The 24,827-nt window shown below is 61.2% G+C and carries 19 protein-coding genes and 1 riboswitch; of the genes, 7 read left to right on the top strand and 12 right to left on the bottom strand.

Annotation, left to right across the window (positions count from 1 at the left end; all coding sequences use genetic code 11):
* Window positions 1-103: 103 nt before the first annotated feature.
* Window positions 104-2,008 carry a phosphomethylpyrimidine synthase ThiC gene (thiC, locus tag ACUN0G_RS01555; RefSeq protein WP_445572554.1) on the bottom strand — a complete coding sequence of 635 codons (1,905 nt, stop codon included), beginning with the start codon at window positions 2,006-2,008 and terminating at the stop codon, window positions 104-106.
* A 145-nt stretch (window positions 2,009-2,153) separates the two neighbouring features.
* A riboswitch (TPP riboswitch) is annotated at window positions 2,154-2,259 on the bottom strand.
* Between the two features lie 196 nt (window positions 2,260-2,455).
* Between thiC and ACUN0G_RS01550 the strand changes: the two genes are divergently transcribed.
* The gene (locus ACUN0G_RS01550) at window positions 2,456-3,895 is read left to right on the top strand and encodes a TolC family outer membrane protein (RefSeq protein ID WP_258343403.1); all 1,440 of its coding nucleotides are present in this window, start codon (window positions 2,456-2,458) and stop codon (window positions 3,893-3,895) included.
* A gap of 122 nt (window positions 3,896-4,017) precedes the next feature.
* Here the strand turns inward: ACUN0G_RS01550 and waaA are convergent, their stop codons facing one another.
* Together waaA and ACUN0G_RS01540 are read right to left on the bottom strand one after the other, a co-directional pair.
* Entirely contained in the window at window positions 4,018-5,295 is a 1,278-nt protein-coding gene (gene waaA / locus ACUN0G_RS01545) for a lipid IV(A) 3-deoxy-D-manno-octulosonic acid transferase (protein ID WP_258343402.1), read from the bottom strand.
* A gap of 23 nt (window positions 5,296-5,318) precedes the next feature.
* A complete protein-coding gene (locus ACUN0G_RS01540) occupies window positions 5,319-6,209 on the bottom strand; it encodes a LysR family transcriptional regulator (protein ID WP_076015520.1) in 891 nt (296 codons plus the stop codon).
* A gap of 199 nt (window positions 6,210-6,408) precedes the next feature.
* Between ACUN0G_RS01540 and ACUN0G_RS01535 the strand changes: the two genes are divergently transcribed.
* The 4 genes from ACUN0G_RS01535 to ACUN0G_RS01520 all read left to right on the top strand — a co-directional run bounded on the left by ACUN0G_RS01535 (window position 6,409) and on the right by ACUN0G_RS01520 (window position 9,892).
* Entirely contained in the window at window positions 6,409-6,744 is a 336-nt protein-coding gene (locus tag ACUN0G_RS01535) for a DMT family transporter (RefSeq protein WP_003209492.1), read from the top strand.
* Between the two features lie 153 nt (window positions 6,745-6,897).
* Window positions 6,898-8,073, top strand: a complete 1,176-nt coding sequence (locus ACUN0G_RS01530) for an NAD(P)/FAD-dependent oxidoreductase (protein WP_258343398.1) — start codon at window positions 6,898-6,900, stop codon at window positions 8,071-8,073.
* On the top strand, window positions 8,070-8,882 hold the full coding sequence (locus tag ACUN0G_RS01525) for an aldo/keto reductase (RefSeq protein ID WP_421524154.1): 813 nt from the start codon (window positions 8,070-8,072) through the stop codon (window positions 8,880-8,882). Before ACUN0G_RS01530 ends, ACUN0G_RS01525 begins: the two co-directional genes overlap by 4 nt.
* Before the next feature lie 41 nt (window positions 8,883-8,923).
* A complete protein-coding gene (locus ACUN0G_RS01520) occupies window positions 8,924-9,892 on the top strand; it encodes a metal ABC transporter ATPase (protein WP_258343395.1) in 969 nt (322 codons plus the stop codon).
* Between the two features lie 132 nt (window positions 9,893-10,024).
* Here the strand turns inward: ACUN0G_RS01520 and hldE are convergent, their stop codons facing one another.
* Entirely contained in the window at window positions 10,025-11,446 is a 1,422-nt protein-coding gene (gene hldE / locus ACUN0G_RS01515) for a bifunctional D-glycero-beta-D-manno-heptose-7-phosphate kinase/D-glycero-beta-D-manno-heptose 1-phosphate adenylyltransferase HldE (protein WP_445572553.1), read from the bottom strand.
* A gap of 129 nt (window positions 11,447-11,575) precedes the next feature.
* The gene (msbA, locus tag ACUN0G_RS01510) at window positions 11,576-13,381 is read right to left on the bottom strand and encodes a lipid A export permease/ATP-binding protein MsbA (protein ID WP_026078079.1); all 1,806 of its coding nucleotides are present in this window, start codon (window positions 13,379-13,381) and stop codon (window positions 11,576-11,578) included.
* 160 nt (window positions 13,382-13,541) lie between these two features.
* Here msbA and ACUN0G_RS01505 point away from each other — a divergent pair, with 160 nt between their 5' ends.
* Window positions 13,542-15,419, top strand: coding sequence for an O-antigen ligase family protein (locus ACUN0G_RS01505; protein WP_445572552.1), 1,878 nt, complete (start codon window positions 13,542-13,544; stop codon window positions 15,417-15,419).
* 66 nt (window positions 15,420-15,485) lie between these two features.
* Here ACUN0G_RS01505 and ACUN0G_RS01500 read toward each other — a convergent pair whose 3' ends face one another.
* The 7 genes from ACUN0G_RS01500 to ACUN0G_RS01470 all read right to left on the bottom strand — a co-directional run bounded on the left by ACUN0G_RS01500 (window position 15,486) and on the right by ACUN0G_RS01470 (window position 22,553).
* Window positions 15,486-16,370 carry a glycosyltransferase gene (locus tag ACUN0G_RS01500; RefSeq protein ID WP_167662919.1) on the bottom strand — a complete coding sequence of 295 codons (885 nt, stop codon included), beginning with the start codon at window positions 16,368-16,370 and terminating at the stop codon, window positions 15,486-15,488.
* Window positions 16,367-17,515 (bottom strand): glycosyltransferase family 4 protein, encoded by a 1,149-nt coding sequence (locus ACUN0G_RS01495; RefSeq protein ID WP_093202426.1) that lies wholly within the window; start codon window positions 17,513-17,515, stop codon window positions 16,367-16,369. Before ACUN0G_RS01495 ends, ACUN0G_RS01500 begins: the two co-directional genes overlap by 4 nt.
* An 86-nt stretch (window positions 17,516-17,601) precedes the next feature.
* Window positions 17,602-19,008: a PIG-L deacetylase family protein gene (locus ACUN0G_RS01490; protein WP_445572551.1), complete on the bottom strand. Its 1,407-nt coding sequence runs from the start codon at window positions 19,006-19,008 to the stop codon at window positions 17,602-17,604.
* Entirely contained in the window at window positions 19,005-19,901 is an 897-nt protein-coding gene (locus ACUN0G_RS01485) for a GNAT family N-acetyltransferase (RefSeq protein WP_017478306.1), read from the bottom strand. Before ACUN0G_RS01485 ends, ACUN0G_RS01490 begins: the two co-directional genes overlap by 4 nt.
* Window positions 19,902-21,659: a carbamoyltransferase family protein gene (locus tag ACUN0G_RS01480; protein ID WP_445572550.1), complete on the bottom strand. Its 1,758-nt coding sequence runs from the start codon at window positions 21,657-21,659 to the stop codon at window positions 19,902-19,904.
* A 154-nt stretch (window positions 21,660-21,813) separates the two neighbouring features.
* The gene (locus tag ACUN0G_RS01475) at window positions 21,814-22,167 is read right to left on the bottom strand and encodes a YceK/YidQ family lipoprotein (RefSeq protein WP_258343385.1); all 354 of its coding nucleotides are present in this window, start codon (window positions 22,165-22,167) and stop codon (window positions 21,814-21,816) included.
* A gap of 53 nt (window positions 22,168-22,220) precedes the next feature.
* On the bottom strand, window positions 22,221-22,553 hold the full coding sequence (locus tag ACUN0G_RS01470; protein ID WP_445572549.1) for a YceK/YidQ family lipoprotein: 333 nt from the start codon (window positions 22,551-22,553) through the stop codon (window positions 22,221-22,223).
* A 157-nt stretch (window positions 22,554-22,710) separates the two neighbouring features.
* Between ACUN0G_RS01470 and ACUN0G_RS01465 the strand changes: the two genes are divergently transcribed.
* Window positions 22,711-24,801 (top strand): TonB-dependent receptor family protein, encoded by a 2,091-nt coding sequence (locus tag ACUN0G_RS01465; protein ID WP_445572548.1) that lies wholly within the window; start codon window positions 22,711-22,713, stop codon window positions 24,799-24,801.
* The last annotated feature ends 26 nt before the right edge of the window (window positions 24,802-24,827 follow it).

Here is a 24,827-nt window from a genome sequence, read left to right as displayed (position 1 = left end):
CGCTCTGCGTGGGAATGCCGCTTTGGACGCTCTGCGTCCGCTTTTGTGACGCGGAGCGTCACGAGATGCATTCCCACGCAGAGCGTGGGAACGATCATCGGGTTCAGACCTTTTTGTACAGCTGACTACCTTCCTGTTTGAACCGCTCCGCCTGCTCCGCCAGTCCCTTGGCCACGTCCACATCCACCGCTTCAATGCGCTGGTTGGCGGCATACTCACGCACTTCATGAGTGACTTTCATCGAACAGAATTTCGGTCCGCACATTGAGCAGAAGTGCGCGACCTTAGCCGACTCCTTGGGCAAGGTTTCGTCGTGATAAGCCCGTGCCGTGTCCGGATCAAGCCCCAGGTTGAACTGGTCCTCCCAACGGAATTCAAAGCGCGCCTTGCTCAACGCGTTGTCACGAATCTGCGCCCCCGGATGCCCCTTGGCCAAGTCCGCCGCATGGGCCGCGATCTTGTAAGTGATGATCCCGGTCTTCACGTCGTCCTTGTTCGGCAGGCCCAAGTGCTCCTTCGGCGTGACGTAGCAGAGCATCGCGCAACCGAACCAGCCGATCATCGCCGCCCCGATGCCCGAGGTGATGTGGTCATAACCCGGCGCGATGTCGGTGGTCAGTGGGCCGAGGGTGTAGAACGGCGCCTCGTCGCAGCACTCCAGCTGCTTGTCCATGTTCTCCTTGATCAACTGCATCGGCACGTGGCCCGGACCTTCGATCATGGTTTGCACGTCGTGCTTCCAGGCAATCTTGGTCAGTTCGCCGAGGGTTTCCAGCTCGCCGAATTGTGCGGCGTCGTTGGCGTCGGCAATCGAGCCCGGGCGCAGGCCGTCTCCCAGGGAGAAGCTGACATCGTAGGCCTTCATGATTTCGCAGATTTCTTCGAAATGGGTGTAGGCAAAGTTTTCCTTATGGTGCGCCAGACACCACTTGGCCATGATCGCACCACCGCGGCTGACGATCCCCGTGACACGATTGGCGGTCAGCGGCACATAACGCAGCAACACGCCAGCGTGGATCGTGAAGTAGTCGACGCCCTGCTCGGCCTGTTCGATCAGGGTGTCGCGGAACAGCTCCCAGGTCAGGTCTTCGGCAACCCCGTCGACTTTTTCCAGGGCCTGGTAGATCGGTACAGTGCCAATCGGCACCGGCGAGTTGCGGATGATCCACTCGCGGGTTTCGTGGATGTGCTTGCCGGTGGAAAGATCCATGATGTTGTCCGACCCCCAGCGAATCCCCCAGGTCATCTTCGCGACCTCTTCTTCGATGGACGAACCCAGGGCGCTGTTGCCGATGTTGCCGTTGATTTTCACCAGGAAGTTGCGACCGATGATCATCGGTTCCAGCTCGGTGTGATTGATGTTGGCCGGAATGATCGCGCGGCCACGGGCGATTTCTTCGCGCACGAACTCAGGGGTAATGACCTTCGGAATACTCGCGCCGAAGCTGTGCCCCGGGTGTTGCTGCTTGAGCAACCCGGCCGAACGCGCCTCTTCCAGCTTCATGTTTTCACGGATGGCGACGTATTCCATTTCCGGAGTGATGATGCCTTTGCGCGCATAGTGCATCTGGCTGACATTGGCCCCGGCCTTGGCGCGACGCGGGTTTTGCAGGTGGGCAAAGCGCAGGTAGGCCAGGTCCGGATTATCGAGGCGCTCCTGACCGTAGCTTGAGCTCAGGCAAGCCAGTCGCTCGGTATCACCCCGAGCCTCAATCCACGGCGAACGGACATCCGCCAACCCCTTGCGCACGTCAATGATGACGTTGGGATCGGTGTAGGGGCCGGAGGTGTCGTAGACCACGACAGGCGCGTTGATTTCACCGCCGAATTCGGTAGGCGTGACATCAAGACTGATCTCACGCATCGGCACGCGGATATCAGGACGCGAGCCCTGGACGTAGATTTTTTGCGAGCGGGTAAACGGCTGTACGGAACCGGAGTCGACCTTGGCCGATTCACTCAGGTGCACGGTGTTTTTTGATTTTTGGCTTTTTAATTCGGTGCTCATCACGGGCTCTCCAACTATCCAGGCGGTGGATTTTTGTCGGAGTGAACCTGTGACGGATGGACGCACTGTGACAGTGCTGTGCTTGGCGCACGGGCTGTTCGATTGTCGAACAACATCCCGGACGAAGCACAAGAGGACTCGCCGGGTGACGAGAAATCTTGTTCCCTACGCAGGCGCTAACCTGATCAGGTTCAACGGGATCCGGTATTTACCGATCTCAGCCTTCCAACAAGGCACCCCGACAAGAACGCGGCCAGTCTAGACCATGGAGCAGGCAAATTGCCAACGGCGGTGCATTCATCGTGATGAATGGCGTAATTACAGGATTGTTGTGCCGTGATAGCGCCACTACACTCGGTGACTGCTTGAGGTCTTGACGCCAGGAATGGGTCGCCTTAGCCTTGGGCTCCAAATTATCGCCGTAATATTTACTCTAGGGATCGCCTCATGCTGCGCAAACTTTCACTGGCTCTCGCCGTGTCTTGTGCGACCAACGGACTGGTCTGGGCAGCTGAAGCGCCCCTGACGACCAAAACCGACCTGGTCAGCGTCTACCAGGAAGCGGTGGACAACAACGCCGACCTGGCCGCCGCCCGCGCCCAATACGGCGCGCAGAAAGAAGTGGTGCCCCAGGCACGCGCCGGCTTGCTGCCGAACCTGTCGGCCGGTGCCGACATCAATAATGTGCGCACCCAGCTCGATCAACCTGCGGCCACGGTCAACCGCGATGCGCATTCCTGGCGCGCGACCTTGAGCCAGCCACTGTTTCGCGCTGATCGCTGGTTCCAGCTGCAAGCCGCTGAAGCCGTCAACGAGCAGGCTTCGCTGCAACTCTCGGCCACCGAACAAAACCTGATCCTGCAAAGCGCCGAAAACTACTTCGCCGTGCTGCGGGCCCAGGACAACCTGGCGTCCACCAAGGCCGAAGAAGCCGCCTTCAAACGCCAGCTGGACCAGTCCAACGAGCGCTTTGACGTGGGCCTGTCGGACAAGACCGACGTGCTGCAATCCCAGGCCAGCTACGACACCGCCCGCGCCAACCGGATCCTGGCCCAGCGCCAGGTGGACGACGCCTTTGAAGCGCTGATCACCCTGACCAACCGCCAGTACAACTCGATCCAGGGCATCGTGCACACGCTGCCGGTGCTGCCGCCGTCGCCGAACGACGCCAAGGCCTGGGTCGAAACCGCCGGACGCCAGAACCTGAACCTGCTGGCCAGCAACTACGCGGTCACCGCCGCCGAAGAAACCCTCAAGCAACGCAAAGCCGGCCACGCCCCGACCCTGGATGCCGTGGCGCAATATGAAAAAGGTGACAACGATGCCCTGGGTTTCAGTAACCCGAGCGCCTTCGGCCAGCCGTATCACGGTGACGTGTCGCAACGCACCGTAGGCTTGCAGTTGAGGATCCCGCTGTACAGCGGCGGCCTGACCAGCTCGCAAGTGCGCGAATCCTATTCCCGCCTGGGGCAGACTGAGCAGCAGCGCGAAGGCCTGCGTCGCCAGGTGGTGGAAAACACCCGCAACCTGCACCGCGCGGTGAACACCGATGTGGAGCAGGTGCAGGCGCGCCGCCAGTCGATCATCTCCAACCAGAGCGCGGTGGAAGCCACGGAAATCGGTTACCAGGTGGGTACGCGCAACATCGTCGATGTGCTGGACGCCCAGCGCCAGCTCTACACCTCGGTGCGCAACTACAACAACAGCCGCTACGACTACATCCTCGATAACCTGCGCTTGAAGCAGGCGGCGGGCACATTGAACCCGGGGGATCTGCAGGATCTGGCGCGGTACCTGAAGGCCGACTACAACCCGGACAAGGATTTCCTGCCGCCGGATCTGGCCAAGGCAGCTGCGGCGCAGTTGAAGGCTAACCCGGGTTACTAAGACTGCCGAATATCCCAATGTGGGAGCGGGCTTGCTCGCGAAAGCGGTGTATCAGTCGACTTATTCGCTGACTGACACTACGCATTCGCGAGCAAGCCCGCTCCCACATTTGATTTGTGTTGTTAGACGTTAAGCAGTCTGCCCAACCCATCCAGCAAACGCTTCAACGCCCCCTGATTGGCGCGCATCACCGCCAGACCCGCCTGCCCCATTCTCTGCGCGTCACGCGGCAGCTCGAACAAACGCTGCACCGCCACCGCCAAACCCTCGGCATCGTCCACTTCCTGCAACGCGCCGGCGTCACGCATCATTGCGCTGATTTCAAGGAAGTTGAACACATGGGGCCCGCAGATAACCGGCTTGGCCAAGGCCGCCGGTTCCAGCGGGTTATGCCCGCCCGTGGCGACCAGACTGCCGCCGACGAAGGCGCTGTCGGCCAGGGCATAAAGAAACAGCAGCTCGCCCATGGTGTCGCCCAGCAACACGGATGTCTGCGCCGTCACCGCCTCGCCGCTGGAGCGACGCACCGTGGCGAAACCCTGTTGCTGGCACAGCTCAAACATCGGGTTGAAGCGCTCTTGATGGCGCGGCACCAGAATCAGCAAGGCATTGGGATAGCTGGCGAGCAACTGGCGATGGGCGGCGAGCACCACTTCATCTTCGCCTTCGTGGGTGCTGGCGGCGATCCATACCGGGCGTTCGCTGGCGTGCCATTGATCACGCAAGGCGGCGGCGCGCTCCAGCAGTTGCGGGTCGATGGTCAGGTCGAACTTGATCGAACCGGTGACCTCGACGGTCTCGGGCCGTGCACCCAGGCTGCGAAAACGCTCGGCCTCGGTTTCGGTCTGGACGGCGAACAGGCTCATTTCCGCCAGCATCGGCGCGGTCAACTTGGCGAAACGTCCGTAGCCCTTGGCCGACCGGGCCGACAGCCGGGCGTTGGCCAATGCCACGGGGATCCCGCGCTTGGCGCATTGATGAATATGGTTGGGCCACAGCTCGGTCTCCATGATCACCGCCAGTTTGGGCTGCACACGATCGAGAAACCGCTTGGCCGCACAGGGCAAATCGTACGGCAGGTAGCAGTGCTGGATGCGCGGCTCGTTGGCGAACAACGCCTGGATGCGCTCGGAACCGGTGGGCGTCATGCAGGTGACGGTGATCGGCAGCTGTGGATAACGTTCCAGCAGCCCGCGAATCATCGGCGCAGCGGCGATGCTTTCGCCCACCGACACGGCATGCACCCAGATCCCGCCAGGCTGCATCACCGGCAAGCCATAGGAAAAGCGTTCACCCACGCGCTTCGCGTAAGCCGGCGCCTTGCGGGCCCGCAGCCACAGACGTAAAGCCACCAACGGCAGCGCCAGGTAAAACAGACAGCTGTAGAGAGTTCTATTCATGGCGGCGGAGTTTATCGGCTTTTTCAGTCGATCGCCTGCAAGCACTCGGCAAAACGTTCTGCGAGGAAACGCGCGGCCGGGCCGAGGGGTTCGTCGCGGCGCCAGACCAACTCCACCACCAGCGCCGGCGGGGTCCATTCGCTGTTCAGTTCGACCATCTGGTTCTGATAGGCCGGATACTGCACCACATGCCGCGGCAACCAGGCCCAACCCAGGCCGCGCGCCAGCCATTCGGCCAGCACGTAGAAGCTGTCAGCCCGCCACACTTGCGGGCTGGCGGCCTCGCTGCCGGGATACACACTGGTCTGGGTCGCCATCAGCAATTGGCGAAACTGTGCCAGGCGCTGGCAATCCACGAACTGTTCCTTGGCCATGGGATGACCGATACCGCACACGGTCACCATCTCCACACTGCCCAGCACCCGGCGCTCCAGCGCTTCGGGGATTTGATCGTGATAGAACAGCAGGCCCAGATCGGCCTTGCGCTCCACCAGTTTGCGTGCGACATCGCCTTGGGCCGCGCTGGACAACTGCACTTCCAGGCTGGGAAATTTTCCCGCCAGCGCTTCGAGGCTATCAAGCACCGGCTGATAGAGCATGGCTTCATCCTGGGCCAGGCGCAGGCGCGCCTCTTCGCCGCGCATCAACGACAAGGCGCGGCCATTCAGGCGCTCGCACTGGCGCAAGACTTCCCGTGCCTCTTCAAGCAATGCCGTACCGGCCTCGGTCAAACGGGGCTGGCGGCCGCTGCTGCGATCAAACAGGCACAGGCCCAGGTCCGCCTCCAGCAAGGCAATCCCATTGCTGACCGCCGACTGCGCCCTGCGCTGGTCCCGTGCCACCGCCGAAAACGAACGCTGCTCGGCGACGCTGACAAACAGGCGCATCTGCTCAAGACTCCATTGCACGCTCATGGCTCAACCCATCTTTAATTCGGATAGGTAATGACTTTACCGCATCTGACAATTCTCTAAAATGCCGACCTTTGCAGGAGCGAGCTTGCTCGCGAAAAACCTCAGCACGCCGCGTTAAACCAGATGCGCTGCGTTATCGTTGACGATTTTCGTGAGCAAGCTCGCTCCTACGGTTGCCCCCTGTACCGAGGATTTACCCATGAACGCCGCCTACTATTACCTGGCCATTGCCATCTGCTCGGAAGTGATCGCCACCGTTTCCATGAAAGCGATCAAGGGTTTCAGCACGCCGATCCCGCTGTTGCTGGTGATCGTCGGTTACGGCGTGGCCTTCTGGATGCTGACGCTGGTGGTGCGCACCGTGCCCGTGGGTGTCGCGTATGCAGTGTGGGCCGGGATGGGCATCGTGATGGTCAGCATCGCCGCGCTGTTTATCTATGGGCAGAAACTGGATATCCCGGCAATGCTCGGGATGGGCCTGATTGTGCTGGGGGTGGTGGTGATTCAGTTGTTCTCGAAAACGGCCGGGCACTGAGCGCTCACGTGAGACTCAACTGAGGCTGAAACTCGCAGCCTCTTTTCACTCGACAGCTCCTACGGTGCGCCTGTCATTAGGGAGCGTTGGGGCGAAGATTCATTGCATGAGCCTGTATACTGCGCAGCCTGTCTTGAACACTGAGGTCGCTGCATGCCATCCGTTATTTCCACCGACGTTCTGATTGTCGGCGCCGGGGTTGCCGGCCTCTGGCTCAATGCGCGCCTGCGCCGCCAGGGCTTTTCCACGGTGCTGGTGGAAAGCGCCACCCTCGGCGGCGGGCAAAGCGTGAAGTCCCAGGGGATCATCCACGGCGGTGCGAAATACGCACTGCATGGTGCCCTGACCGGCGCCTCCGAAGCCATCGCCGACATGCCCCGCCGCTGGCGCGAAGCCTTGGCGGGCAACGGCGAGCTGGACCTTTCGGGCGTACGCCTGCTGTCCGAAGCCCACTATTTGTGGTCGCCGGGGACTATCGCCGGCAACCTCACCAGCTTCTTCGCCAGCAAGGCCGTGCGTGGCCGTGTGGATCAAGTGAAGGGCGACGACCTGCCACCGGCCCTGCAGGACCGCCGCTTCAAGGGCAAGGTCTATCGCCTGGCCGAACTGGTGATCGACGTTCCGAGCCTGATCGAACGCCTGGCGCAACTGGCCGGTGATGGCTTGCTCGCCGGGGAGAAGATCGAACCGTTAATGGAAGACGGCACGCTGGCAGGCCTGAAGGTCGATGGCCGCGAGATCCGCGCCCAGCGTATCGTCCTCAGCGCCGGTGGCGGCACCGCGGATTTGCTCAGCGCCCTGGGCCTGAGCCAACCCGCCATGCAACGTCGACCGCTGCACATGATCATCGCCAAGGGCCCCGGCCTGAAGCCGCTCTACGCCCATTGCCTGGGTGGCGGCACCAAGCCGCGCATCACCGTGACCACACACCCCGCCGCCGATGGCAATTGGGTGTGGTACCTGGGCGGCGATATCGCCGAGGCCGAAGGTGTGGCCCGCACCCCGGAGCAACAAATCGCCACCGCACAAAAGGAGTTGGCGCAGCTGCTGCCCTGGATCGATATGAGCCAGACCCAGTGGGCCACCCTGCGCGTGGACCGCGCCGAGCCGTTGCAGTCAGGCCTGACCCGCCCGGACAACGCCTTCCTCGCCGAGCAGGATCGCCTGCTGGTGGGCTGGCCGACCAAGCTGGCATTGGCGCCGGACTTCGCTGATCGGGTGATCAACGCACTGGAACGTGACGGTATCAAGCCAAGTGTCACGGAAACGCTCCCCGACCTGCCAAAACCCGCCATCGCCCAACCTGCCTGGGAGCAACTGCTGCCATGACCCTGCCGACCCTGCATGACCTTCATCGCCCGTTGGGCAGTACCGGCCTGCTGGTTTCGCCGCTGGGTTTGGGTACCGTCAAGCTGGGCCGCGACCAAGGGGTGAAATACCCCAGCGGCTTCCAGATTCCCGATGATGACGCCGCGCGGATGCTGCTGCGCCAGGCCCGGCAATTGGGCATCAACCTGATCGACACCGCGCCGGCCTATGGCCGCAGCGAAGAACGCCTGGGCCCGCTGTTGCGCGGCCAGCGCCAGGAATGGGTGATCGTCAGCAAGGTGGGTGAGGAGTTCGCCGAGGGCGTGTCCCACCACGATTTCAGCGCGGCCCACACCCGGCTTTCAGTGGAGCGCAGTCTGAAACGACTTGAAACGGATTTTATCGACCTGGTGCTGGTGCACTCCGACGGCAATGACCTGCATATCCTCAACGACTGCGAGGTGTATCAAACCCTGGAGGACCTCAAGCGCGAGGGCAAGATCCGTGGTTTCGGCTTCTCGGGCAAAACCGTCGAGGGCGGTGTGAAGGCTCTGGAACAAGGCGATTGCGCCATGGTTACCTACAATCTGAACGAACAGGCCGAGAAAGCCGTCATTGATTATGCTGCCGCCCATGGCAAAGGCATCCTGGTGAAAAAGGCACTAGCCAGTGGCCATGTCTGCCTGGAATCAGGAGTGGATCCAATTTACGCCAGTTTCATGTTGTTGTTTGCGCAAACCGGCGTGGCCAGTGCTATTGTCGGGACCATCAATCCGCTGCACCTCGCCCATAACGTAGCGACCGCTGCCAAGGTCATTCGCCAACTCTGATGCCGCCGACGCGGCCGACCCCGACGCAAGAAGGAGCCGACATGGCGCGAACGCTCATTAGAAAAAACCCGAGTAACTTTAAAACACTGCCGCTGCATGTCGAAGCCACGCCCGAAGGCTTGAGTTACCAGAGCGTCGGCATGCCGCTCAACTTCGCCCAGACCCTGCAACGGCGCAAGCCGGTGGAGGTGAAAGACACTGAGCGTTTCGTGCTGGAACTGGCCAACCTTGGTGTCTCGGTGCGCCTGACGCTGCATTGGCAGAATCGTGATTACTGGGTGCTGGTGCGCCAGCGTCGGCAAGACCGTGGCGACGTTGTGCTCAAGCTGATCTCCGGTTATGTGCCGGCCCACGAGCTGAACCTGCCACTGCACACCGCCATCCAGGAAATCGCCGAGGAATGCCTGCTGGAAACCCCGGAAGGCTGGCTGGGCGGGCGCTTCAACGACACCTGGCTACCGGCACCCTACTCGTCTGCCCTGCACTACCGCGAAGCGTTGCCGTTTCGTCTCTCACCGCTGTCCGGGGCCGCGCGCCCGGTGCGCTGCGCCACCATGCAATTGATTGAACGGCCACGCGCTTACGTGCACCTGCCGACGGCTTCGCTGCAGTTGATTTATGACTTGCGCCTGGAAGTACCCAAGGAAGCAAAGTCCCTGAGTCTGTTTCATGTGGACGAGCGCCTGGAAGGCGATCAACTGGTGGCCCGCCTGGACCGCCAGCGCCCGGACCTATACCTGATGCCGCTGAAGGACGGGCAGCCGTGTGCGGAGCTGTATACCTTGAAGAAGGATCAGCTGTATCCGGCGAGTACGCGAGGGTTATATCTGGCTGAGAGCTTTGCACAGCAGGAAGGCTGGGTGGTGCGTGATGAGCGGATCCGCTGGAAGGATTGGCTTCGGCAGCAGGGGCTGAGCGCGCCAGAAAAAGAGTCGAAATTGAAGCGGTTGACCGGCAAGGCGCGGCAGATCTTGCGCAAGATCGTGCCGAAGAAAAAAGCCAACCGGTAACCGGACGTCAGGTCGCGGCGGTCGAATGTGGGAGCAGGCTTGCTCGCGAATGCGGTGTGTCAGTCACTGCATCTACCAGCTGATCCACCGCTTTCGCGAGCAAGCCCGCTCCCACACAAGCTGCTCCCACCATCAGTTATTGCGGATCTTCTCGACAATCGCCGTGGTCGAGCTGTTTTCAACCAGCCCCAACACTTTGACCTTGCCGCCATAAGCACTGACGATATCGGCACCGACCACCTGGTCGACCGAATAATCACCGCCCTTGACCAGTACGTCCGGCTTGACCTGGGCCAACAGGTTTTCCGGCGTCCCCTCGGCAAAGCTGATCACCCAGTCCACCGCCCCCAGGCCCGCCAGTACCGCCATGCGACGGTCGACACTGTTGATCGGGCGGCCAGGCCCTTTCAGGCGGCTGACCGACGCATCGTCGTTGACCGCCACGATCAAGCGATCGCCTTGGGCCCGCGCCTGCTCCAGGTAGGTCACGTGACCGGCGTGGAGGATGTCGAAGCAACCATTGGTGAAGACAATGCTCTCTTTATGGGCACGGGCATCGTCAATCGCCAACAGCAGTTGCTCAAGGCTCAACACACCACGCTCCGAACCTTCCTCACGCTGGATAGCACGACGCAGTTCAGGGGCGCTGATGGCCGCCGTACCGAGCTTGCCGACCACGATACCTGCCGCCAGGTTAGCCAGGGCAACCGCGTGGGGCAGCTCCTCGCCTGCCGCGATTGCCGCGGCCAGGGTAGAAATTACCGTGTCGCCGGCACCGGTCACGTCGAACACTTCACGGGCTCGCGCTGGCAGGTGCATCGCCGGGTGATCAGGGCGCAGCAAGGTCATGCCGTGTTCGCCACGGGTTACCAGCAAGGCGCCCAGGTCGAGGTCCGCCATGAGCTTGGCGCCCTTGGTCACCAACTCGTGCTCATCGACGCAACCGCCGACGATGGTTTCAAATTCGCTGAGGTTCGGCGTGATCAGGCTGGCGCCCCGATAAATCGAGAAGTCCTTGCCCTTGGGATCCGCCAGTACCGGAATGCCCCGGGCCTTGGCGGCCTGGATCAGCATCTGGTGGTTTCTCAAGGCGCCTTTGCCGTAATCGGACAGCACCAGCACCTTGATGCCTTCGAGCAACTCGTCGACCTGGGCACTGAGGGCCAGGGCGTCGGTGGCGAAGGGTTCTTCAAAATCGATACGCAGCAATTGCTGGTGCCGGCTCATGACCCGCAGCTTGACGATGGTCGGCTGGTGGGGAATACGCTGGAACAACGCACGCACACCAGCGCCACGCAGGCTGTTGGCCAGGCTGTCGGCGGCTTCGTCGTCGCCGGTCACACCCACCAGGGAGGCCGGGGCGCCGAGAGCGGCAATATTGAGGGCAACGTTGGCAGCGCCACCTGGACGGTCTTCGATTTGCTCGACCTTGACTACCGGTACCGGTGCCTCAGGGGAAATCCGTGAGGTACCGCCATGCCAGTAACGGTCGAGCATGACATCGCCGACCACCAAGACAGGGGCTTGATCGAATCGCGGCATGGACAACTTCATGGAGCAACCCACATACAAAATGAACAGGGGCGCGATATTACCACAGGGTTGTCAAAGGCTTGTCGGGGTGTGCAGAGAAGATGTTGCGAGGGCAATCGCGTGAGGGGCCAGGCCCCTCACGCCGGTACATCAGGTGATGTCGGCCGGGATCGGCGCGTCCAGGCCCATGGCGTGCAGGCGGGCGTAATAACCGTTTTGCGCCAGCAGTTCCCCGTGGGTACCGCGCTCGACAATCCGGCCATCGTCCATCACCAGGATCAGGTCGGCCTTCTCGATGGTCGACAGGCGGTGGGCGATCACCAGGGTCGTACGGCCTTGCATGACCTTGTCCAGGGCTGCCTGGATATGGCGCTCCGACTCGGTATCCAGCGCCGAAGTCGCCTCGTCAAGGATCAGCAGCGGAGCGTTCTTGAGCAAGGCCCGGGCAATGGCCAGGCGCTGGCGTTGGCCACCGGACAGCAGCACGCCGTTTTCGCCGACCTGGGTATCGAAGCCTTTGGGCAACTGGTCGATGAAGTCCTTGGCATAGGCATCGGCCGCCGCCGCCTCGACATCGGCCCGCGGTGCGCCGGCCAGGTCACCGTAGGCGATGTTGTTGGTCACGGTGTCGCTGAACAGGGTCACGTGCTGAGTCACCTGGGCGATGTGCCGACGCAGGTTGAGCAGGCGATAGTCTTCGATTTCCACGCCATCCAGCAGAATCTCACCGCTCTCGTGGTGGTAGAAACGCGGGATCAGGCTGGCCAGGGTCGACTTGCCGCTACCCGAACGGCCCACCAGGGCAACCATCTGCCCGGGCTCTGCGGTAAAGGTGATGTCCTTGAGCACATGGCGATCGGTGCCCGGGTAGGTGAAGTTCAGGTTGCGCACTTCCAGGCGGCCGCTGACCTTGTCGCGCTCGATGGTGCCGCGATCGATTTCCACGTCTTCGTCCAGTTGCTCGAAAATGCTTTCGGCACCGGCCACGCCTTTCTGGATGGTCGAGCTGACTTCAGAGAGCTGGCGAATCGGCTTGGGCAACAGGCCGGCCAAGGTGATGTAGGCCACCATGTCACCTGCAGAAGCATCGCCGCGAAGGTACAGAACCAGGAACATCAGCACCGCCATGGCGCTGTAGATCACCAGTTGCAGCGCCGGCGTGTAGATCGCGCCGGTACGGGTCATGCGCAGTTGCTTGTTGGTGTTGCTCAGGCTGGCCTTGAGGAAGCGCTTCTGCTCATACACCTCACCGCCGAAGCTGCGCACCACGCGGTAGCCCTGGATGGTTTCCGAAGCAACGTGGGTGACGTCACCCATTGCAACCTGGATCTTCTTGCTCTGCTTGCGAAATTTCTTGCTCGCGGTGCTGACCATCACTGCAATCAACGGCAGGATCGCGATCATCACCAGGGTCAGGCGCCAGTTCATATACAGCAGCGAGGCGAACAGGAAGATCACTGTCATGCCTTCGCGAATCACTACCTTGATGGCATCGGTCGCCGCACCGGTGACCATGGTCACGTTAAAGGTGATGCGGGAAATCAGGTGCCCGGAGTTGTGATTGTCGAAATAGCGATTCGGCAAGGTCAGCAGGTTGTTGAACAGTTGCACCCGCAAGTCATGCACCAGGCCCAGGGAAACCTTGGCCAGCAGGTAGTTGCCCAGGAACGAGCCGAGGCCCTGCCACGCGGCGATCAGGATGATCAGCAGCGGCACGGCCTGCAGCAGTTGCAGGTCCCGCAGGACAGGGACCGTGGGGAACAACACCGCTTCAGGGTTGGACAGGCCGTCGACAAAGTACTTGAGGATGTAGCCCAGCATCGGCTGGGTCGACGCGAAAATCAGAAAGCCGACGATACTCAGCGCGAACAAGCCGGCATAAGGCTTAACGTAGCTGAGCAGACGGAAGTATATTTTCAAGCTCGAAGGGCTTGCGCTCGGACTGGAGTCGGTCATATCACGCGGCGGTTTTGAAAAAGGAGGCTGACTTTAGCACAGCTTCTCTGTTGTACTTGCACGCAGCACAACCGCGGCCCCGTTGGACCCCAACGGGCGACATTGTATAGCCACTACTTTAGTATGGTCGGCTTTCTTTATTCTGGAACGGCTTTTCTGTATGCAATCCAAGCGCCTTACATATGGCTCAAACCGCGTTTTCGACTTCCTCTGTCTGTGGATTCTGCCCATTGGCTTGTTGCTGCTCCTGAGTGCGCTGTTCTTCGTGACCAATCGAAATGTGCTGCACAGGTTTTACTACCTGCTGTTCGCCGCGCCGACACTGTTGCTGCTGTGCCTGCGCCCGACGGAACTCAAGCAGGTATTGCGCGAGCCCCTGGCGATTGCCTTCCTGGTTTTCTCGGGCTGGGCGCTCACCAGCCTGCTCTGGAGCCCTGAGGCCACGACAGATTCCGACCTGTTCAAGCGGCCACCGAATACCTTCACGCTGTTTGCCGGTTTCGGACTGTTGCTGCATTACCGCAACGAACTGTTCAAACCGATCTTCTTCTGCGCTGCGCTGATTGCGCTGGTCTCCAGTGCCTGCAGCCTGGTGGCTTTTGCTCCCCACTTCGCAGAGGGCGCGCGAATGATCGGCGGGCGTGGGGCTCTTGATAATGCGCTATTGAGCTCTCACGTATTCGGATTCTTCTGCGTCTACTGGCTGTACGTATGCATGACCACCAAGCGTGCGCACGTACTCTGGTTCAGCGTTCCGGCACTGGCAATCATGGCTGCTGCAGTGCTGGCCACCGGCTCGAGAACGCCGCTGGTTGCCCTGGTCCTCGCCGTACTCTGGATGAGTTTTACCACTCGCAATCGGCGCGCGGCCCTGCTGATCGCCTGTATGACGCTGGGGGCTGCGGCGCTTCTGCTGCTCTATCCCGAACTGATCACCAATCGTGGCAGCTCGTTCCGCTTCGAAATCTGGGGCATGTCGCTTGAGCGTATCGCCGAACACCCCTGGATCGGCCACAGCTACGACTCAGAGCTGTACCTGACGCTTGCCGACGGCTATCAGCTGCGCGAGCCCCACAACTTTGCTCTGGGTGTGCTGTATTACGTCGGCATCATCGGCTTCATCCCGTGGGCCTTCATGCTCGGCTGGGGCCTGTATAAAAGCCTCAAGGAACGTGCACAGCCGTTGTTCATCCTGGCCTCCTCCCTGCTGGCCTACGGCATCGGTGCCGGCCTGACCGAAGGCGGCGGCATTCTCTCGCGGCCAAAAGAGCACTGGTTTCTGCTGTGGATTCCGCTCGCGCTGATCGCCGGCCTGAGCATCGCCCAGCGTCGCCGCAGCCTGCTGCGCATGCCGGTTCAACGCCTGAAACCTCAAAACTTCGAACAGCTGTGCGCCAACGCCCACGTGATCGAAGCCGATGGCCTGGGGCCCAAGGTCCTGCGCCTGGAGGATGGCAGCTTCCTCAAGCTGTTCCGCCCTCGTCGCTGGTACACCTCCGGCAGCTTCAATCCCTATTCGGAGCGCTTTGCCAGCAATAGCGAGCAGCTGCGCGCATTGGGGATTCCATCCCCGGTCATCCTCAATCTCTACCAGTTAAAGGATGCCAGCAGCGCCGTACGTTATCAGCCACTGCCCGGCCTGACCCTGCGCCAGGCCCTGCAAAGCCTGGACAGCAGCCTGCGGGAATCGTTGATTGAGCGTTTCGGCCGGTTCATGGCCCAGCTTCACGAGCGCGGGGTGTACTTCCGCTCCCTGCATTTGGGCAACGTGCTGTTGATGGATGACGGCGAGTTCGGCTTGATTGACGTGGCCGACATGCGCATCTACCCATCGGCCCTGCGTAACGCCCTGCGCCAGCGCAACCTGCGGCACATGCAGCGTTATCCACAGGATCGCAATTGGTTGTTCGAAACCCATTTCGAGCAATTGGCCAAGGGCTATGCCTCGGTTGCCTCGCCAAGCGCCACGGCGAAGATCCGTGAACAGGTGCTGAAGCTCAATAGTCCGGTCACGCAGGTCGCGAGCCCGGCCAAGTGATGGTGTGAACCGCTGAGGTTCCAAGCCCCTGGCCATTGCGGTGTACGCAATGGCCAGGCCAAAGCCCTATGAGCTGCGCTGCGGCGCCAGATACAGCCGCACCAACCCACGCAAGGTCTTGCGCCCCCAGAACTTCAAGGGAATCTGCTTGAGGATCTCCCGCGCCAGCGGGCGGTCGCGGTCGGCGGTCTTGAGGAACATCGAGTTCAGGAAGTTGTAGCGAACCTGATCATAGGCCGGGTGATCGCTGAACAACCCGTAAGTCTTGAGGATGTTCTGGATCATGTAGCGGTGATTCTTGTACGTATTGGTCGCGTGCTGGCGATAGCGCGCCATCACCACGCTCAACACGTCGATGGTGTAGCCGGCGTGGGCAATCTTCAATTCGATCAGCAAGTCTTCCAGCGGAATCAGCGGATCGAACCCCCCGACCTCTTCCAGCGCCTGCCGGCGGATCATCAGGGTCGGTGCCGGAGGAAAGGGCTTGCGGTCCAGGAAAAGGTCATCGAAATCCAGGCTGCGAAACGGCAAATCGCGGCGCTGCTTCTTCTCCGGGTACGGCTTGCCGTCGCCATCGATCAACTCGATATTGCCGGCACAGATGCCCACTTTCGGCTTGCCTTCCATGTAGGCAACCTGAGTGGCAATACGCTCGGGCAGCATGATGTCATCGGAACCGAACGGCGCGATCAGGCTGCCTTTGGCGCGGGCGATGGCGCCATTCAGGGTGTTGGTCAGGCCCTGGTTCTGCTGAACCTGGAAGTCAAACCCGTGCTCGGCCTGCAAGCGCTGGATGCGCTCCACGCTGTCATCCTTGGAACCGTCGTCCACCACCAGTAATTCGATATTGGCGTAGGTCTGGCCAAGCACACTGAGGATGCTCTGCTCGATGTACGGCCCGTGGTTGTACGAGGCGATGATCACAGTGACCAGGGGTTGCTGCAGACTCATGCTTTACCTACTTCACGCAGACCGGTTTCGATCAGGTTCAAATACTTGTGCCGGAACTCGTCCAGGGTGTGGTTTTCTTCCAGGTAGCGGAACACTTGCTCGCCCTTGGCACGCAACTGCTCGTCGCTCAACGCCAGGTAAGTGTCCAGCGCCGCCGCCAGTTGCTCGACGCTGCCCGGGTCATGGGACAGGCCGCCTGCACCTTCCACCAACGGCAACATTGCCGGGCCGTTGGAGGCGATGACCGGCAAATGGCCGCTCATGCCTTCCAGCAGCGCCAGGCCCAGGCCCTCGAACAGCGACGGCATGGTCCAGATGTCGAAACCGCGCACGTACTTCATGCCATCTTCGCGAAAGCCCAGCAGGTGCGCACGACCGGTCAGGCCCAGGCGCTCGATGTCGGCGCGCAGGTCTGCTTCGGCGCGGCCAGAGCCGATGATGCCCACCTGAGCCTCAGGGTATTTGTCCTTGAGGGTGGCGAAGGCTTGCAGCAAATGAGTGTGGCCCTTGATCGGCACCAGGCGGCCCAGAGCGCCAATCATCCGCGCATCCAGCGGCAGGCCCAGGGCCTTGCGCGCTTCATCCCGTGGCAACTGCAAGGCTTCGGCCTGGGGGATGTCGATGGCATTGGTGACGAAGGTGGTGTTTTCACGGGTGAACCCACAGTTGAGGTCCACCAGGTAATCCCTGACCGCTGCCGACACCCCGACAAATCGCCACGCCGGGCTGACCCACTTCTGGGTCTGGCGCCGGCGGTAGCCACGGGCGTACTCGCCGAAACCGTGGGAGATGCCGATGCAAAGTGGAATCTTCAACCAGCGGTTGAGTGACAGCATCATGTTCACCGACTTGAAGCGGTTACAGATGACCACGTCGAATTTCTGCTCGCGGCAATATTTGTAGATCTGCCACATGGCGCCGAAACGGATGCCTTTGAGGGACTTTTCCGGCAGCTCGAAGTAATGGGAGTGTTCAGCCACGCTCAGGGGCTGGCCGGGCAGCGGACGGCCGCTGAGGAACCCGGATGTGACCTCGAAACGTTCAGCCGGCAAGGCCTTGACGATCTGCTCGCCGAGGTCGGCGAAGTCGTGGGTCTTGACGTTGTAGTCCGGCTGTAACTGCAAAACCTTGAAACGAGGTTTCATAACTCTCCATGCTGCAATCTGGCTGCGGGCACGCAGCCCGGCGAAAAAGGGGCGGCAGGCCCTGCAAGCCTGCCTTCAATAAGGTCTCAATCCTGCTTTAAAACCCAGAGCAATTCATGGCGGCGCACCGCCTTGCGGAAGAATTCATTCTCTCCGTAAGGCGATGGACTACGGCCCGCCAATAATTGCTGCAACCACCTGCGCACGCGGCGCTTGAACGGCGCCCGCGGCTGCAAGTCGTGCATCATGCCCAGGGCCATGGCCTTGTCTTGCTGCTGGTTCAGCGTCAGCGGCACGCTGCAAGGCACCAGTTCATGCGCGGCATCAAAGCGTGGCGGCAAGGCCACGCCAGCGCCCGAGTCGCCCATGGGCCAACGATCATTATCATGCAGGTGGTTGGCGTAGCCGAGCAATGTACCCGGCTGCCACTCCAGGCCTTGCAAGGCTTCGAGGATCGCGGCGTGGGCGCAGATGTGATCCGGGTGCGGATCCAGCAGCGGCGTTGGCAACACGATGACCTGAGGGCGCGCCTTGAGCAACAACGCCCGGAGGTCGGCAATCAGGTTGTTCCAGGTCGGGGCACCGTCCACATCCCCGGGCAAGGCCAGGGCATTGAACTGGCGAAACAGCCGCGTATCGTCCAACTGGGCTTCCCGGGAGGCCTGGGGCTGATCCGGCGCAGCCTGCATCGCCGGCAGTTGCATGCAGAAGTAGCCCAACTGCACGCACTGCGCCTCGGGTACGCCCGCCCAACGCGGCACGGTGACGCTGTCCCAGGCACGCAGGCGGCCTTTAAGCCGTGCGGCATCGGCCCTGGGCATGCCCATTTGTTGATAGTGATCGGCTTCGATTTCGCCCGCCGTCAGGGTGACGATCCAGCTCTCATCGGCTTGGCTGTAGAGGCTAAAGGCGGCCAGCTCGGCATCGTCGGCATGGGGCGCAATGACCATCACGCGCTGGTGACGGTAATCCGGCTGGCGGAACAACCACAGCGTCGGTTGCCCCTTGATCCGGCAGAAGCGCCCGCGCAAGCGCAGCTTACCGCTGGTCAGCGCTTCGCCCATGCCTGTCAGGTTGAGATAGCGCCGGCCTGCGACACCCCGCTCGAAGACTTGCCGGTCTGGTGCATCCAGGCCTAGCACTTCCACCGCCGGGTCGAGAAAACGCCCCAGCCACGAGCTTTTGAGTTCAACCCCTACGATCAGGGTTTCATCGCCCACCAAGGGCACGTCCAACAGCAGGCGTCCTGCTTCAAGACGCAGCCCCGCGCACTCGCTCCCTTCAGGAAACGCGTACTCATAGTCGTCTTTAGGCGAGTAGAACAGATGGTCGGCAAACCAGGCTTCATGCGTGGCCCACAGCACCACCGCCAGCAGCAGCGGCAACCACCAGGCCACCAGTACACCGACGGCCACCAACAGCAACAGACCCACCAACAACGCAATACGCTTGTTGCGCCGATGCTGCTTAAGCAGTTGCTGTTTGCGACTCATACGCTGAACACCGGCACTGGATTACACCAGCGCTCCTTGTATTCACGATCGGAACGCCCGAAGGAGAAACGCAGCGGCTTGTCACTGGCCCGCGCTTGCTCCCAGGCACTTTGGGTATTCAGGAAGCTCAGCACGCTGCCAGGGCTGAATGCCTTGGTTTCCGGGTCGACACCACCGTTGACGTACTCGGCGCTGACCCATTCCGGCGCCTGCACCTGATACACCAGTTGCACGGCAATCGCAGCGTCATTGAGAAACAGCACCGAGCCGAACAGGAATTCCTTGAGCAACTCCAGCACTTCAGCCAGACGCTCGGCCCCCGCGGCCGGGAAGCCCCAGCGCCGCTGGAACAGGTCGCAATAAATCGCGGCCAGTTCGCTGCTGGAAAACTCTCCGACCGCCCGCACCACGCCGCCCGCCTCTTCCAGCAACCGCAGTTCGCGGCGCTGGTTGTAGCGAAACTTCTTCGACAGCTCTTCCGGTGTGCGCGCCATGGCCAACTGCTCAGCCTGGGGCTTAAGGGTGCTTACGCGCCCCTCATTCAGTGCAGAGAGATAACGCGCGCGATGGCGCAATGGCACCTGCGCATCGGCGGCAATTGGCAGAATGATCTCGGCATTACCCAGATCAAACAGGCCTTTTTTGCCTTTGCGCTTGAGCACGTCCTTGGACAGGGCCAGGTCGCGCCCCCAGGTAGCAATTGCACCCTTCAGCTCGCCGTCCTGCTCCCAGCCCAGGTAACGTACCGGAATCTGCGCCAGGTGCGCCAGACGCTCGACGATCTGCGGATGGGTTGCCACGCTGCCACCAAAACGCTGCCAGGCCTGGGCGTAAACCTCGGCCTCGACAGGCGTCCAGCCACGTTCACGCCAGCCCTGGAAGCGGTTCAGCATTTAAACCACAGCGTCATAAGGGTCCACGCCGTCCTTGACCACCAGGATGTCTTCCATGATCAAGTACTGCAGGTCGGAACCGAAGAACATGTTCAGCGCATCAGTCGGCGAGCAGATCATCGCTTCACCACGACGGTTGAGCGAGGTGTTCAGCGACACGCCATTGCCGGTCAGCACTTCCAGCTCTTTCATCATGTCGTAGTAGCGCGGGTTGTATTCGCGCTTGAGCACCTGGGCACGGGAGGTACCATCTTCATGGACCACTTCCGGCACGCGGGTCTTCCACTCTTCCGACACTTCAAAGGTGAAGGTCATGAACGGCGCCGGGTGATCGACCTTGATCATCTGTGGCGCAACGGTGTCGAGCATCGACGGGCAGAAAGGCCTCCAACGCTCGCGGAACTTGATCTGGTGGTTGATCCGGTCAGCCACGCCGGTGGCGCTTGGGCAACCGATGATCGAACGACCGCCCAAGGCACGTGGGCCAAACTCCATGCGGCCCTGGAACCAGGCCACCGGGTTGCCGTCGACCATGATCCTGGCGATGCGTTTCGGGGTATTTTCGATCTGGCGCCATACCGGCTTGCTTGGGTGCTTGGCGCACGCGGCGATCACGTCTTCGTTGCTGTAGGAGGGGCCGAGATAGACGTGTTCCATCTTCTCAACCGGTACGCCACGGGCGTGGGACACGTAGGCGGCTGCACCCACCGCAGTGCCGGCATCGCCGGACGCCGGCTGCACGAACAGCTCCTTGACGTCGTCACGGGCGATGATCTTCTGGTTCAGCTTGACGTTCAGCGCACAGCCGCCGGCGAAGGCCAGCTTGCCGGTATCTTTAAGGATGTCGCCCAGGTAATGGTCGATCATCTGCAACGCCAGCTTCTCGAACAGCGCTTGCATGCTGGCCGCGTAGTGGATGTACGGCTCGTCGGCGATATCGCCTTCGCGCTTCGGACCCAGCCACTCGATCAGCTTCGGCGAGAAGTAGAACCCCTTGCCCTTCTCTTTGTAGCGGCGCAGGCCGATGACGTTGGCGTAGTCGGTGTTGATCACCAGCTCGCCGTTTTCAAAGGACGCCAGGCGCGAGAAATCGTACTTGCTGGCATCGCCATACGGCGCCATGCCCATGACCTTGAACTCACCGTCGAGCATCTCGAAACCGAGGAACTCGGTGATCGCGCCATACAGGCCGCCGAGGGAGTCCGGATCGTAGAATTCCTTGATCTTGTGGATCTTGCCGTTTTCGCCGTAGCCGAAGAAGGTGGTGGCGTACTCGCCCTTGCCGTCGATCCCGAGGATCGCGGTCTTCTCCTGGAAACCCGAGCAGTGGTAGGCGCTGGAAGCGTGGGCCAGGTGGTGTTCAACCGGTTCGATCTTGATTTTCTTCGGATCGAAGCCCAGTTGCTCCAGGCACCAGACGATCTTGTTGCGATAGCGCTTGTAGCGACGGTTGCCCATCAGGATCGCATCGAGGGCGCGGTCCGGGGCGTACCAGTAACGCTTGGCATAGTGCCAGCGGGCCTCGCCGAACAGGCTGATGGGAGCGAACGGGATCGCGACCACGTCAACGTCGGAAGGCTTGATACCGGCTTGTTCCAGGCAGAACTTCGCCGACTCGTAGGGCATGCGGTTCTTTGCATGTTTGTCGCGTACGAAGCGCTCTTCTTCGGCGGCAGCGATCAGCTTGCCGTCGATATACAAGGCTGCGGAAGGATCATGGCTAAGGGCGCCGGACAGGCCAAGAATCGTCAATGCCACAGGGGTCTAGCCTCTTTTAGTCTGCATGCAGGCGCGTCACGCCTGAAAAAAGTGTGCTTCCCGCCTGGGCGAGAAACAGCTAAAGGGCGGGATTATAGCGTAAACACGACGCGGGATGATCTAGGGATTGTGGCGACCGGTTGTCACTGCAGGCCTAGCGGAATATCTCGATGCTGCCGTCCCTGTTCTGACGGTAGACCGTGTAGGGCAGCACAAGGGTGTCGAGCAAGCCGGAGCCCACGAGCTCGGCGGCGAAGATCGGCAGGGAGCCGGAGGCATCGCGGGTGTGCTCCTTGGTGGTGTCGGGAGCGCCATTCAATGTGCAAAAACCGTAGATCACCCCACTGTAGATACGCGGCACGTTTTCACAATAACTGCGCGATTCCTTGAGGTTTTGGCTGGCAACGGCGTCCGGGCGAAACACCGTGTTGATGGTGCCGCAACCGGTGGTGGATACCAGTACAGCGGCGAGAAGAAATCTGGTTGCAAGACTCACGGACAACTCCATTTGGCATAAGTGTGGGCATTCATCCCTGGCCCATACACCCCTACTGAATCCGCTTATGAACCCGGGCGCCAATAAATACTGATGTTGCCATCGGTACCTTGGCGATAAACCGTGTAGGGCAGGACCACTGTATCAACAATGCCCGAGACCGTTATATCCAATAGAACGAACGGCACCAGTATTCCAGTAGGGTCCGGCACGGCATGCAGCAGGCAGAAATCGAAGGCGACGCCACTGTAGACACGAGGAATCGACTGGCAATAGGTTTTTTGCTTTCTGAGTTCACGCGCCGCTGCCGCATCCTCGCGCAATACCGTATTGACCGTTCCACAGCCGCTCAACACAAGGATTCCAATGCTTAGCGCAGCAGTCATTTTTAGCGTCATGGCCAGCCCTCTGAATGGTCAGCAACGCTAACATCGGCCCTGTTCGTGCCGCAGACCCCGTGCACCGCCGCGCCATGTAGGAGGATTCCGAAATGGTAAAAGCTGGCTGAATCGTTAAACTCGCGCACTTTTGTGCGTCATGGATGCTGGTTTACTCATGAAAGTTGTTGCCCCCAAACGCTTCGCCCTGTTGCTTCCCGGCCTTCTGGGCCTGTGTAACGGCGCCCAGGCCGACGAGGCTCCGCTGATCCTCGACCCCAGCGTGGTCACCGGCTCGCGCAGCGCCAGCCCGTCGTTTGACCTGCCTTATTCCGTGGACAGCATCAGCCGCGAGCAAATCAGCGACGGCCAACTGGGCATCAATGCCTCCGAAGCCTTGTCCCGCGTGCCTGGCCTGGTGGTTCAAAACCGCCAGAACTACGCCCAGGACTTGCAGATTTCCTCCCGTGGCTTCGGTGCCCGCTCGGCGTTTGGGGTGCGCGGTATCAAGCTGATCGCCGACGGCATCCCCGCCAGCACCCCGGACGGCCAGGGCCAGGCCGCCACGTTCAACCTTGACACTGCCGAGCGCATCGAGGTCCTGCGCGGCCCGGCCGCTACGCTGTATGGCAGCAATGCGGGCGGCGTAATCCAGATGTTTTCCCGCAACGGCGAAGGCCCGCCGCGCATCGGCGCCGAGACGCTGGTGGGCAGTGACGGCCTGAGCAAGAACCATCTGACCGCCGAAGGCGCGACAGACGGCGCAGGCTTTGTGCTGGATGCGTCACGCATGGACACCGACGGTTATCGCGACCATAGCAGCGCCCGCCGCGACCAGACCTTTGCCAAGCTCAATTTCGAGCCCGACGAAGACAGCAAACTGGCGCTGATCTACAGCAGCCTGGAACAGAACGGCACCCAGGATCCGCTGGGGCAGGCGTGGGATGCATACAAGGCTGACCCGCGCTCGGTCAGTACCGCAGCAGAGCTGTACAACACCCGCAAAAGCATCGACCACCAGCAACTGGGGATGAACTACGAGCGGTATTTTGGTGAGGCAACGCTGCAGGTAAATGCCTACACCGGGCGGCGGAGTGTGATTCAGTATTTGTCGATTCCCAAGGGAACGCCCGCCAACGAACGCGGCGGCGGCGTGGTGCAGTTCGACCGCAAGTTCTACGGCGGCTCCGTGCGCTGGATGCAACCAATCGACAGCGTGCCGGGCGAACTGATGATCATCACCGGCCTGGATTTCGACCAGAGCGAAGACAGCCGCCACGGCTACCAGAACTACAGCGGCAACACTCTTGGCGTAAAAGGCCAGCTACGCCGGGATGAAATCGACACCGCCCGCAGCCTCGACCCCTACATCCAGGCCAACTGGGCCATCGACCGCTGGACCCTGCAAGCCGGGGTGCGCCACAGCACCATGGAACTGGACGTCGACGACCAGTTCCTGAGCAACGGCGACTCCAGCGGCAACAAGACCTACCAGAAGAACACGCCGTCCGTGAGCGTGATGTACGCCTTCACGCCCGACCTGCACGCCTACGTCAGTGCCGGCAAGGGTTTCGAGACGCCGACCCAGGCGGAACTGGCGTATGCGCCGGGCAGTATCGAAGGGTTTAACTTCGGCCTGAAGCCGTCTGAAAGCACCCAATATGAAGTGGGCCTGAAGGCACAGCTGAACGATACCCGGGTCAACGCCGCCGTCTTCCAGATCACCACCGAGGATGAGTTGGTGGTGGATCAATCGAACGGCGGCCGCACCAGCTACCAGAACGCCGGTCGCACTCTGCGTCGCGGCTTCGAACTGGGCATCGAAAGCCAGCTCAGCGAACAGTGGAGCACCAACATCGCCTACACCCGCCTGCAAGCCATCTACGACAGCGACTTCGTCGGCGGCGGCAAACCCGTGGACAAAGGCAACTACCTCCCCGGCGTACCGCAAACCACACTATTCGCCGAACTCAACTGGAAGCCTCGGGACTGGGTCAGCACCGCCCTGGAAGGCATGTACCGCAGCAAGGTCTACGTCGAAGACACCAACCAGCAGCACGCGGCACCGGGCTACAGCGTATTCAACTGGCGCGCGCGGTTTGAGCAGAAGGTGGAGCACTGGACCTTTCACCAGACCTTGCGCCTGGATAACTTGCTGGATCGCCAGTACGTAGGGTCGGTCATCGTCGGAGACGGCAACGGCCGCTATTACGAAGCAGCGCCGGGACGTTCGTGGTACGCCGGCGCAGGCGCCGAGTACACTTTTTAGAAACTGACATCGAACTTGTGGCGAGG

The sequence above is a fragment of the Pseudomonas sp. 32A genome (assembly GCF_052682255.1).
Note: the sequence above shows the minus strand (reverse complement) of the source record. Positions and strands in the feature narration are given on the sequence as shown.